We start from the raw sequence: 12,525 nt of genomic DNA, 5'->3' as shown, positions 1-12,525 counted from the left end.
ATTATTAATTGAAGAAATTTGAATCGAGATATGTCATCAGAAAAAAAATACTGGAAAAGCGAAGAAGAGCTGAAGGAGAACAGTCCGATAGTAAGTTCGCTTGAACAAAATGAATTTGTAGAACATATACCTGCAGATGAGTTTTTAGGTGATAAAAATAAATTAGAAAACTCTTCTACGAGTCGTCGAGATTTTCTTAAGTATGTAGGATTTAGTACGGCAGCAGCATCTTTAGCTGCATGTGAAGGCCCTGTAATTAAGTCTATACCTTACGTGGTTCAGCCAGAACGTTTAGTGCCTGGAGTTGCTGATTATTACGCATCTACTATTGCTGATGGTTTTGATTTTGCAAGCGTATTGGTGAAAACTCGCGAAGGAAGACCTATTAAAATTGAAACGAATAAAGAAGCCGGAGTAATGTCTGCTGGTAAAGCAAGAATTCATGCTTCTGTACTTTCTTTATATGATGTAAAGCGTCTTCAAAATCCAACCATTGGTGGTCAGCCCACAACTTGGTCTGCATTTGATGATGCAATAAAAGTGAAGATGGAAAAACTGGGTGATAAGCCTGTTGTATTTTTAACGCAAACTTTAGCCAGTCCTTCAACTAAAAAATTAATCAACAAGTTTGTTGAGCAATACCCAAATACAAAACATGTAGTGTATGATGCTGTTTCGGAATCAGCTGCGCTAGATGCTTTTCAACAAAAATATGGTTTCCGTGCACTTCCTAATTACGACTTTTCTAAAGCAGAGACCATTGTTTCAGTAGGTGCAGATTTCTTAGGAGATTGGCAAGGTGGTAGTTTTGACAGCGGATATTCGCAATCCCGTGTGCCAAAAGACGGTAAGATGTCTAAACACGTTCAGTTTGAAGCGAACATGACGCTTTCTGGAGCAAATTCAGATACTAGAATTGCAGCTAAACCAAGTGTTCAAAAACATGTTTTAGTAGAGCTTTACAATCAAATTGTTGGAAAAGTTGGAAATACCAACTTAAATGAAAAACAAGCCAAAGCTGTAGCAAGTGCTGCACAACAATTGAAGCAAGCTGGCTCTAAAGGAGTTGTGCTTTGTGGAATCAATGAAGTAGAAGCACAAATGATGGCAATGGAAATCAACGAGACGCTAAATAGCTCACTGGTTGATGTTCAAAACCCAAGAATGATTAGACAAGGAAACGACCAAAAAGTAGCTTCCTTAGTAAAAGATATGAATGCTGGTAAAATCGGTGGTTTGATGATGGTTGGTGTAAATCCAGCTTACAGCTTACCCAATGCGGATACCTTCAAAACTGGTTTAGAGAAAGTTGATTTAGTGGTAGATTTCGCGATGAAGGCAGATGAAACTGCTATGCTTTCGGAATTTGTTGCTGCTACTCCACATTATTTAGAATCTTGGGGAGATGTGCAGTTTACTAAAAAGAATTTTTCTCTAGTTCAGCCAACTATTAAGCCCGTTTTCAATACTAGACAATTTCAGGATTGCTTATTGAAATGGACTGGCTCTAATGAAAATTATTACGAATATTTAAAATCTTCATTTAGTGAAGATTTTCCAGATAATTCTTGGAATAGAACTTTGCATGATGGATTTTTTACAGCTAATGTAAATGAAGTTGTAAGCGAATCTGAAGATGATGAAGATGAAATTGAAGTAGCTTCATTTAATGCATCGCAAGCTGCTAACAGTTTACTGAAAGCAAATGAAGGCCTAGAGTTAACTTTATATACCAAAACTGGTTTAGGTGATGGGCAGCAAGCTAATAATCCTTGGTTGCAAGAATTTCCAGATCCGATTACCAGAACATCTTGGGATAATTACTTGACTATTTCTAAAGCGGATGCAGAGCGTTTAGAATTAGAAAACCGTAATGTTGCCAATGGTGCTTTAGATGGTAGTTATGCAAAAGTGACCGTAAATGGTGTTACTTTAGAAAAAGTTCCAGTTTATATCCAACCAGGTCAAGCTGTTGGTTCAGTAGGACTAGCCGTTGGATATGGTAGAACAGAAGCTATTCAGGATGAAATGCAAGTAGGTATAAATGCATATCCTTTGTATCAGAACTTCAAAGCTGTTCAACAAGTAGAAATAGAAAAAGTTTCAGGAAATCATGAGTTTGCTTGTGTTCAGTTACACAACACCATGATGGGTCGCCGTGATATCATCAAGGAGACTTCACTTGAAATTTTCAATACAAAAGACAAAGATGTTTGGAATAAAATACCTGAAGTTTCACTTGATCACCAAGAGACCGCAGTTGATAATCCAGATGTAGATTTATGGGATGAGTTTGATCGTTCTATCGGTCATCACTTCAATTTATCTATCGATTTAAATGCTTGTACCGGTTGTGGAGCTTGTGTAATTGCTTGTCATAGTGAAAACAATGTTCCTGTAGTTGGTAAAGAAGAAGTTAGAAAAAGTCGAGATATGCATTGGTTGCGTATTGACCGATACTATTCTTCTGAAGATACTTTAAATGAAGATTACGATAAGAAAAATAATATTCAAGGTCTTGGAAGTGCTTTAAGCGAATTTGCTGAGTTAGAAAACCCAGCTGAAGAATCTGTTGAAGTAGTTTTTCAACCGGTGATGTGTCAGCATTGTAATCATGCTCCGTGTGAAACGGTTTGTCCAGTTGCAGCTTCGGCACATGGAAGACAAGGGCAAAACCACATGACATATAACCGTTGTGTAGGAACACGTTACTGTGCCAATAACTGTCCTTATAAAGTTAGACGTTTCAATTGGTTCAAGTACAACCAAAATGATGAGTTTGATTACCACATGAATAACGACTTAGGTAGAATGGTCTTAAATCCAGATGTAACGGTTCGTGCTCGTGGTGTAATGGAAAAATGTTCAATGTGTATTCAAATGACGCAGAAAACTATTCTTGATGCTAAACGTGAAGGACGTGAAATTAAAGATGGAGAATTCCAAACAGCTTGCTCGAATGCATGCGATAATGGTGCCATTGTATTTGGAGATATCAATGATGAAGAAAGTGTAGTTTACCAAAAAACACAAGAAGATAGAAAATATCACTTATTAGAATACTTAGGTACAAAACCAAATGTGTTGTATCAAACAAAAGTTAGAAACACAACGGAAGCTTAATTTATAAAAGAATAATTTAAAAGAGTATTATGTCTCATTACGAAGCACCGATTAGAAAGCCTTTAGTTACGGGTGACAAGTCTTACCACGACGTAACGGTTGAAATAGCTCGCCCAGTTGAAGGCAAAGCTAATAAAACTTGGTGGATAGTCTTTTCTATTGCTTTAATCGCCTTTTTGTGGGGATTAGGCTGTATAGTATATACTGTATCTACAGGTATAGGAACCTGGGGATTAAACAAAACCATTGGTTGGGCTTGGGATATTACCAACTTTGTTTGGTGGGTAGGTATTGGTCACGCAGGAACTTTAATTTCAGCTGTATTGTTATTGTTTAGACAAAAATGGCGTATGGCAATTAACCGTTCTGCTGAAGCAATGACTATTTTCTCTGTTGTACAAGCGGGTTTATTCCCGATTATTCACATGGGTAGACCTTGGTTAGCGTATTGGGTACTTCCTATTCCAAACGCTTACGGTTCGCTTTGGGTGAATTTTAACTCACCGCTTTTATGGGATGTATTTGCTATTTCAACATACCTTTCGGTTTCGTTGGTTTTCTGGTGGACAGGATTGTTACCTGATTTCGCCATGATTCGCGACCGTGCAGTGAAACCTTTTCAGAAAAGAATATACAGCATTTTATCCTTTGGATGGAGTGGTAGAGCAAAAGATTGGCAACGTTTTGAAGAAGTTTCATTAGTCTTGGCTGGTTTAGCAACTCCACTTGTACTTTCGGTACATACTATTGTATCATTTGACTTTGCTACTTCGGTAATTCCAGGTTGGCACACCACTATTTTCCCGCCATACTTCGTTGCAGGAGCAATTTTCTCTGGATTTGCTATGGTAAATACACTATTGATTATCATGCGTAAAGTGGTAAGTTTAGAAGGTTACATAACCATACAACACATCGAATTGATGAACATTGTAATTATGATTACTGGTTCTATTGTGGGTGTGGCTTACATAACTGAATTGTTCATGGCTTGGTATTCTGGAGTAGAATATGAGCAATATGCATTCTTAAATAGAGCAACTGGTCCTTATTGGTGGGCATACTGGGCAATGATGACTTGTAACGTATTTTCTCCACAATTTATGTGGTTCCCTAAATTAAGAAGAAGCATTATGTTCTCTTTCTTTATATCTATAGTAGTGAATATCGGTATGTGGTTCGAGCGTTTTGTAATTATTGTAACTTCGTTGCACCGTGATTACATGCCATCAGCATGGACTATGTTCTCACCTACTTTTGTAGATATCGGTATTTTTGTAGGAACAATTGGTTTCTTCTTTGTATTATTCTTACTTTATGCACGAACTTTCCCTGTGATTGCTCAAGCAGAAGTAAAAACAATATTGAAATCTTCTGGTGAAAAATACAAGAAAATTAGAGCAGAAAAAGGAGATGATGCCGATTTGTTTGAAATGCCAAAGCAAAAACCCTTAAAAGATTTCAAAGCACTTTTAAATGAAGGAGACAATTCTGATAACAATCATCAATCAAAAAATAATTAATCATGGCAGCTAAAGTATTGCACGCATTTTATACCGATGATGATATTTTGATGAACGCTGTAAAAAAAGTTCGTAAACAAAAATATCATATCGAAGAAGTTTATTGTCCTTTTCCTGTACATGGTCTAGATAAAGCTATGGGATTATCGCACACTAGATTGGCTATTACATCTTTCTTATATGGCTGTGTAGGTCTTGCCGTTGCTCTTACTATGATGAATTTCATCATGATTGTAGATTGGCCACAAAATATTGGAGGGAAACCAAGTTTTAGCCTTATAGAAAACTTACCTTCTTTTATTCCTACAGCTTTTGAGATGACTGTATTTTTTGCTGCTCACTTAATGGTAATTACTTTTTATATGAGAAGTAAATTATGGCCTTTTAAAGAAGCAGAAAATCCAGATGTTAGAACTACAGATGATCATTTTTTAATGGAAGTAAGTGTAGGTTCAAATGATATTCAAGAAGTAGCCGAGTTTTTACACAGTACAGGCGCAGTAGAAATTGATTTAAAAAAATAAGTGAAGCATGATTAATCGCGGAACAAAACTTATAGTATTGATAGCCTTAAGTGGAATGCTTACATCTTGTTTTGATAAGAGTAAGCCTAACTATCAATATTTCCCAGATATGTACCAACCCGTTTCTTACGAAACCTACGGTGAGTACGAAATTTTTGAAGACGGACAACAAGCTATGGAGCCAGTTAAAGAATCTATTTCTCGTGGTTGGTTGCCTTACGATTATGAAGATAATCAAGAAGGTTATAATTTAGCTAAAACCGAATTAGATAATCCGTTAGCTTATACTGAGGATAATTTCAATAAAGGTTCTGAGCTATACAATATTTATTGCGCAACCTGTCATGGTGGAAAAGGAGATGGTAAAGGTTATTTGGTAGAACGTGAAAAAATTCTAGGAGTACCTAGTTATGATGATCAAGGACGTGCTATTACTGAAGGTAGTGTTTATCATGTGATGTATTACGGAATAAATACGATGGGTTCTTATGCTTCTCAGATGAGTAATGAAGAATTATGGCAAGTAACGCATTACGTGATGAGTCTCAAAGATGGATTAGAAAAAAAGGAACCTAAAGATTTTGTTGATGCAGATGAGCAAGAACAAGATTTGGTTCGAGAAAACGATCAAGAAGATGTTCAAGATCAAGATGCTGAATAAATAAACGATTACAGAAATTAACGACAAGTTTTTACATTATGTATACCATATCAAGTAAAATAAAATTAACCGCTGCCATCTTAATAATCCTCGGTGCTATTGGATTAATTTATGGTTTTGTGAATACGCCAGCTTCAGTAGATGAAGTATCTACTATGCTAGCGGAAGAACATGCTGCACATGGAGAAACTCATGCAGCAGCAGATGCGCATCACGATGATTCTCATCATGCAGAACACGTTTATGACCAATTAAAAAATAGACCTTGGGCGTCTATATATACAGCTGCCTTATTTTTCTTTTTGTTAGCAGTCGGCGCATTTGCTTTTTATGCGGTGCAAAACGCGGCTCAAGCTGGGTGGTCACCTATTTTATTTCGTGTTATGGAAGCTATATCTACGTTTATTCTACCTGGTGGAATCTTGGTTTTTGTTCTATTAGTACTTTCTTCACTTGGTTACAATCACCTTTTTATCTGGATGGATCCAGAAGTTGTAGCTCACGACGAAATAATTGCTAACAAAGTAGGTTACTTAAATGTTCCTTTCTTTTTGTTAAGAGCTGTAATTTATATCGGCGGTTGGGTGTTTTTGTCTTGGTTGATGAGAAAGAATTCTCGCCAAATGGATGAAAACTTCAGTGAAGCTTTATTTAAAAAGAATTTTAAAGTATCAGCTATTTTCTTAGTATTCTTTATTGTCTCTGAATCAATGATGTCTTGGGATTTTATCATGAGTATAGATACACACTGGTTTAGTACATTATTTGGATGGTACGTCTTTGCAAGTATGTTTGTATCTGGAATTACAATGATTGCTTTAATCACAATATTCTTAAAGTCAAAAGGATATCTTGAAGAAGTAAATGATAGTCATATTCATGATTTGGCTAAATTTATGTTTGGCATTAGTATTTTTTGGACATATTTATGGTTTTCTCAGTTCTTATTAATTTGGTACGCCAATATTCCAGAAGAAGCTGTATACTTTATTCAGCGTATAGAAGATTACAATTTATTATTCTTCGGAATGGTCGCTATTAATTTCATATTTCCATTACTTGTTTTGGTTAATACAGACTTTAAACGCGTAAATTGGATTGTTGTTATGACCGGTATTGCTATCCTTTTCGGCCATTACTTAAACTTTTATGTAATGATTATGCCAGGAACAGTTGGTGAATCTTGGTTTATCGGTATTCCTGAAATTGCTTCAGTATTACTTGTAGGTGGCCTATTTTTATATTTCGTATTCAACGGATTAACAAAAGCACCATTAGTAGCAAAAAATTTCCCATTGATGAAAGAAAGCAAACACTTTCATTATTAATTTAGTTAGATAAAAAGTTATATACAATGACAGCATTCTTAATTATAATTGTAATCGCGCTTCTAGGAGTAACGTTTTGGCAAATATCAAAAGTTTTTGAATTGTCAAAACCTGCTGATGCTTCAGATAGCCAGATTGCAGACGATAAAGACAATAATACACAAGGTAAGATTTTATTAGCCTTTATGGTTTTCTTTTACGGCTTAATGATTTATTCCTTTTGGAGCCTTAGCAAATTTTATTTACCAGAAGCTTCGTCTGAGCATGGTTCAGATTACGACAGATTGATGTTTATTTCAATTGGTATTATCATGTTTGTTCAAGTAATCACGCAAGCTCTTTTGCATTGGTTTGGATATAAGTACCGTGGTAAAAAAGGACAAAGAGCATTATTTTACGCAGATAATGATAAATTAGAATTCATCTGGACTATTATACCGGTTGTAGTTTTAGCTGGTTTAATTTTATACGGACTTTTCAGTTGGTCTGAAATCATGAATCCCGAAGAAACAGAAGACACATTAGTAGTAGAGATTTATGCTTATCAATTCGATTGGAGAGCTCGATACTCAGGAGACGATAAAACACTTGGAAAAGCCAATGTTCGTTTCATCGAAGGCATCAATCAATTAGGAGTAGACGAATCTGACGAGTATGCTATGGATGATATTATTGTAAACGAATTACATTTACCTGTAAACCGTCCTGTATTATTTAAATTCAGATCTCAAGATGTTTTGCATTCTGCATATTTCCCACACTTTAGATCTCAAATGAATGTTGTTCCGGGCATGGTAACCGAGTTCGGTTTTACCCCTACAACAACTTCTAAAGAAATCAGAAATACCGATTACATGGTTGACAAAGTGAGAAACATTAACGAAATTCGCAAAAATAATGATGATATCGCTGAAGATGACAAACTCTACGAATTCGATTATTACTTATTGTGTAATAAAATCTGCGGTGTCTCTCATTACAATATGCAAATGAAAATTGTTGTAGAAACGGAAGAAGAATTTCAAGATTGGATAGACAACCAACAAACATTTGGAGAATTAATTAATAACTAAAGAAGTTAACGTACTATGTCTGTAGCAGCACAAGCAAACATTGATAATCATGCTCACGATGATCACCATCACCACGAGCCAACTTTTATAGAGAAATACATTTTTAGTACCGATCACAAAATGATTGCTAAGCAGTATTTAATTACTGGTTTAATTATGGGCTTTATCGGTATTGCCATGTCTCTATTATTCAGAATGCAACTCGCTTGGCCAGAGCGTTCATTCGGTATTTTCGAAACTTTATTAGGAAGATTTGCACCAGATGGTGTAATGGAGCCAGGAACTTATTTAGCATTAGTTACCATTCATGGAACAATTATGGTTTTCTTTGTGTTAACTGCAGGTTTGAGTGGTACGTTTAGTAACCTTCTAATCCCATTGCAAATAGGTGCTCGTGATATGGCATCTGGTTTTATGAATATGGTATCATATTGGCTATTTTTTATCTCATCTGTCATCATGGTATCTTCTTTATTTGTTGAATCTGGACCTGCTTCAGCTGGTTGGACAGTTTACCCACCATTAAGTGCCTTGCCAGAAGCAATTGCAGGATCAGGTATGGGTATGACATTATGGTTAGTTTCCATGGCAATTTTTATCGCATCTTCATTATTAGGTTCACTTAATTACATAGTAACAGTATTAAACTTAAGAACTAAAGGAATGTCAATGACGCGTTTGCCTTTAACAGTTTGGGCATTCTTTGTAACTGCTATTATCGGTGTGGTTTCTTTTCCTGTGTTATTATCGGCAGCTCTTTTATTAATCATGGATAGAAGTTTTGGAACATCTTTCTTTTTAAGTGATATTTATATACAAGGAGAAGTGCTTAGTCACTCAGGTGGTTCGCCTGTTTTATATGAACACTTATTTTGGTTTTTAGGTCACCCTGAAGTATATATTGTTTTATTGCCAGCACTTGGTATCACTTCAGAAGTGATTGCAACAAATGCTAGAAAACCAATTTTTGGTTACCGTGCGATGGTTGCTTCCATTCTTGCTATTGCTTTCTTGTCAACAGTTGTTTGGGGTCACCACATGTTTGTTTCTGGTATGAATCCATTTTTAGGTTCCGTATTTACATTTACCACTTTGTTAATTGCTATTCCATCAGCGGTAAAAGCTTTCAACTACATTACTACGCTGTGGAAAGGTAACTTGCAAATGAATCCTGGTATGTTATTCTCTATTGGTTTGGTTTCCACTTTCATTACTGGTGGATTAACAGGTATTATTTTAGGTGATTCAACTTTAGATATAAATGTACACGACACCTACTTTGTTGTGGCTCACTTCCACTTGGTTATGGGTATTTCTGCATTGTATGGTTTATTTGCAGGAGTATATCATTGGTTCCCTAAAATGTTTGGACGAATGATGAATAAAAATTTAGGTTACGCGCACTTTTGGATTACTGCTGTAGGTGCTTACGGCGTATTCTTCCCAATGCATTTTATCGGAATGGCTGGTTTACCTAGAAGATATTATACCAATACCGCTTTTCCATATTTTGATGATTTAGCGGACACAAATGTTTTAATTACTTTATTTGCCTTTTTAACTGCTGCTGGTCAATTGTTTTTCATCTATAATTTCATTCATTCTATTTTCTATGGAAGACGTGCAGAGAAGAATCCATGGAAAGCAAATACTCTTGAATGGACTGCTCCTGTTGAGCATATTCACGGTAACTGGTACGGAGAATTACCAACCGTTTACCGTTGGCCATATGATTATAGTAAGTTGAACGAAGACGAATCAGACTACGTTATTGCTGGGCAGGATTATGTCCCGCAAAATGTCCCACTTCAAGAAAATGAAGAAGAAATGAATCATTAACTTGATTTGTTGATCAATGAAAAGTGCTTTTCCTATTTAAGAAAAGCACTTTTTTTTTGATTTCTATTTTATTGAATTCTTGTCTTAATTATTTTGGTTTACAGTTAAGCAATAAGAGTGTTTCTGCTTGCTAATCTTTATATTTGTATTATGAATGAAAATTTGGATGCATCCGGAGAGCACTTCACAAATGAAGAATTTGAAATTGAAAAAGCACTCAGACCGCTCAATTTTGACGATTTTGCTGGTCAACAAAAAACTTTAGACAATCTTCAAATATTTGTAAAGGCAGCCAATTTAAGAGATGAAGCCTTAGACCATACTTTGTTGCATGGGCCACCTGGCTTAGGAAAAACTACCTTAGCCCACATTTTAGCCAACGAGTTAAATGCCAACATTAAAGTAACTTCGGGTCCAGTAATTGACAAACCTGGCGACTTAGCGGGTTTATTGACCAACCTCGAACCGAGAGACGTGTTATTTATAGATGAAATACACCGCTTGAGTTCTGTAGTTGAAGAATACTTGTACTCTGCTATGGAAGATTACAAGATTGACATCATGATTGAAAGTGGTCCCAACGCTAGAACCGTTCAAATTAACCTGAATCCGTTTACATTAGTTGGCGCTACCACCCGTTCAGGACTGTTAACGTCACCCATGCGCGCCCGCTTTGGAATTTCAAGTCGATTAGAGTATTATTCTACTGAATTACTTACACATATCGTACAGCGAAGTGCAGCCATCTTAAACGTTCCCATCATTGAAACTGCAGCCATTGAAATTGCAGGAAGAAGCCGTGGAACACCAAGAATTGCCAATGCGCTTTTAAGACGAGTTCGCGATTTTGCTCAAATAAAAGGAAACGGAAAAATCGATTTAGATATTTCAAAATATGCACTGAATGCACTTAATGTTGATGCACACGGTTTAGATGATATGGACAACAAGATACTACTGACCATAATTGATAAGTTTAAAGGTGGTCCAGTTGGCTTAACAACCTTAGCAACGGCAGTAAGTGAAAATGCAGAAACCATCGAAGAAGTGTACGAACCCTTTTTAATTCAAAAAGGATTCATTATGCGAACACCCCGTGGTAGAGAAGCAACGGAAGCAGCTTATACACATTTAGGAAAAGTGAAGCAAGCTAAGCAAGGTGGACTCTTTTAGAAGGAGAATATTAAGCTATTGTAATTGAATTTGTATATAAGTTAATTGACGAAGATAGAACCTTAAATACTAAATAGAAATGCGAATGCTAAACAACAGGTTTTAAAATCTATTCTAATTAATGAAATGATTAAATAAAGTGCTACAGATTTTACAGAAGACCCTTTTTAATTATGACAAACAAACAAAAAACTTCAAATACTAAATTCTTCTCTCAAATTGTTGATTTATTACAATCTGCAAGAAGCAAAGTAGTGCGTGCCGTAAATCAAACAATGGTAATTACCTATTTTGAAATTGGTAAAATGTTAGTAGAAGAAGAGCAAGAAGGTAAAGAAAGAGCTGATTATGGAAAACAAATCTTAAAAGAACTTTCCGATGTCTTAACAAAAAAGTTTGGTAAAGGATATTCTACAACCAATTTGAAGCAGATGAGACAGTTCTACCTGGTTTATTCAATTGGTCAGACACTGTCTGACGATTTCAAAAGCAATCCCCAAAAATCATCCGTATTATCTGAAAATGACATTTCTAAAACATTGTCAAGAAATTTTAGTTTAAGTTGGTCGCATTACTTAAAACTAATGCGGATAGGTGATGAAAATGAGCGAAAGTTTTATGAGATTGAAGCCTTTAAAAACAATTGGAGCGTTAGGGAATTACAGCGTCAATTCGATTCTGCATTGTATGCAAGGTTGGTGTTGAGTAGAGATAAGGAAAAAGTAAAAGAGCTTTCTACAAAAGGCCTTGTTATTGAAACACCTGAAGATGCAATTAAAGACCCTTATGTTCTTGAATTCATAGGTCTTCCAGAACACTCAGAGTATTCTGAGAACGACCTAGAACAAGAATTAATAAATAAACTCGAACATTTTTTATTAGAACTCGGTAACGGATTTACTTTTGTTGCTAGACAAAAAAGAATATCGTTTGATGATAAACACTTTAGAATTGATTTGGTATTTTATAATCGAATTTTAAAATGCTTTGTATTGATTGACCTAAAAATTGGAGAGATCAAACATCAAGATCTTGGACAAATGCAAATGTATGTAAATTACTACGACCGTGAAGTACGGCTTGAAGATGAAAACAAAACAATTGGAATTGTCTTGTGTAAAGACAAAAGTGAATCGGTAGTGGAATATACTTTACCAGAAAACAATGAACAGGTTTTTGCAAGTAAATATCAGACTGTTTTACCGAGCAGAGAAGAATTGAAAAAATTAATAAATGAACGGAAAAGTCATCGCTAAATATTAAACAGCCTGAAGAAGTACG

The 12,525-nt window shown here is 35.6% G+C and carries 9 protein-coding genes; all 9 read left to right on the top strand.

Features of this window, described 5'->3' with window-relative positions:
• Positions 1 to 30 precede the first annotated feature (30 nt).
• Complete coding sequence (locus tag IEV72_RS00685; RefSeq protein WP_188457152.1) at positions 31 to 3,123, top strand: TAT-variant-translocated molybdopterin oxidoreductase; 3,093 nt, start codon at positions 31 to 33, stop codon at positions 3,121 to 3,123.
• A gap of 29 nt (positions 3,124 to 3,152) precedes the next feature.
• Entirely contained in the window at positions 3,153 to 4,646 is a 1,494-nt protein-coding gene (nrfD, locus tag IEV72_RS00680; protein WP_188457151.1) for an NrfD/PsrC family molybdoenzyme membrane anchor subunit, read from the top strand.
• 2 nt (positions 4,647 to 4,648) lie between these two features.
• On the top strand, positions 4,649 to 5,170 hold the full coding sequence (locus IEV72_RS00675; RefSeq protein WP_188457150.1) for a DUF3341 domain-containing protein: 522 nt from the start codon (positions 4,649 to 4,651) through the stop codon (positions 5,168 to 5,170).
• A 7-nt stretch (positions 5,171 to 5,177) separates the two neighbouring features.
• Positions 5,178 to 5,831 carry a c-type cytochrome gene (locus IEV72_RS00670; RefSeq protein ID WP_188457149.1) on the top strand — a complete coding sequence of 218 codons (654 nt, stop codon included), beginning with the start codon at positions 5,178 to 5,180 and terminating at the stop codon, positions 5,829 to 5,831.
• Between the two features lie 38 nt (positions 5,832 to 5,869).
• A complete protein-coding gene (locus IEV72_RS00665; RefSeq protein ID WP_188457148.1) occupies positions 5,870 to 7,159 on the top strand; it encodes a quinol:cytochrome C oxidoreductase in 1,290 nt (429 codons plus the stop codon).
• Positions 7,160 to 7,185: 26 nt separating this feature from the next.
• Positions 7,186 to 8,232, top strand: coding sequence for a cytochrome c oxidase subunit II (locus IEV72_RS00660; protein ID WP_188457147.1), 1,047 nt, complete (start codon positions 7,186 to 7,188; stop codon positions 8,230 to 8,232).
• A 15-nt stretch (positions 8,233 to 8,247) separates the two neighbouring features.
• The gene (locus IEV72_RS00655; protein ID WP_188457146.1) at positions 8,248 to 10,071 is read left to right on the top strand and encodes a cytochrome c oxidase subunit I; all 1,824 of its coding nucleotides are present in this window, start codon (positions 8,248 to 8,250) and stop codon (positions 10,069 to 10,071) included.
• A 150-nt stretch (positions 10,072 to 10,221) separates the two neighbouring features.
• On the top strand, positions 10,222 to 11,244 hold the full coding sequence (gene ruvB / locus IEV72_RS00650) for a Holliday junction branch migration DNA helicase RuvB (RefSeq protein ID WP_188457145.1): 1,023 nt from the start codon (positions 10,222 to 10,224) through the stop codon (positions 11,242 to 11,244).
• A gap of 173 nt (positions 11,245 to 11,417) precedes the next feature.
• Entirely contained in the window at positions 11,418 to 12,500 is a 1,083-nt protein-coding gene (locus tag IEV72_RS00645) for a PDDEXK nuclease domain-containing protein (RefSeq protein WP_188457144.1), read from the top strand.
• Positions 12,501 to 12,525: the final 25 nt, after the last annotated feature.

This window comes from Psychroflexus planctonicus (genome assembly GCF_014640195.1).
Lineage (GTDB): Bacteria > Bacteroidota > Bacteroidia > Flavobacteriales > Flavobacteriaceae > Psychroflexus > Psychroflexus planctonicus.
The sequence above is the reverse complement of the archived record's forward strand: the minus strand, read 5'-3'. Positions and strand labels throughout refer to the sequence as shown.

Excerpts from the sequence above, each read along its gene's own strand:
- IEV72_RS00685 (WP_188457152.1), top strand. The coding sequence starts at position 31 with ATGTCATCAGAAAAAAAATACTGGAAAAGCGAAGAAGAGCTGAAGGAG.
- nrfD (WP_188457151.1), top strand. The coding sequence starts at position 3,153 with ATGTCTCATTACGAAGCACCGATTAGAAAGCCTTTAGTTACGGGTGAC.
- IEV72_RS00675 (WP_188457150.1), top strand. The coding sequence starts at position 4,649 with ATGGCAGCTAAAGTATTGCACGCATTTTATACCGATGATGATATTTTG.
- IEV72_RS00670 (WP_188457149.1), top strand. The coding sequence starts at position 5,178 with ATGATTAATCGCGGAACAAAACTTATAGTATTGATAGCCTTAAGTGGA.
- IEV72_RS00665 (WP_188457148.1), top strand. The coding sequence starts at position 5,870 with ATGTATACCATATCAAGTAAAATAAAATTAACCGCTGCCATCTTAATA.
- IEV72_RS00660 (WP_188457147.1), top strand. The coding sequence starts at position 7,186 with ATGACAGCATTCTTAATTATAATTGTAATCGCGCTTCTAGGAGTAACG.
- IEV72_RS00655 (WP_188457146.1), top strand. The coding sequence starts at position 8,248 with ATGTCTGTAGCAGCACAAGCAAACATTGATAATCATGCTCACGATGAT.
- ruvB (WP_188457145.1), top strand. The coding sequence starts at position 10,222 with ATGAATGAAAATTTGGATGCATCCGGAGAGCACTTCACAAATGAAGAA.
- IEV72_RS00645 (WP_188457144.1), top strand. The coding sequence starts at position 11,418 with ATGACAAACAAACAAAAAACTTCAAATACTAAATTCTTCTCTCAAATT.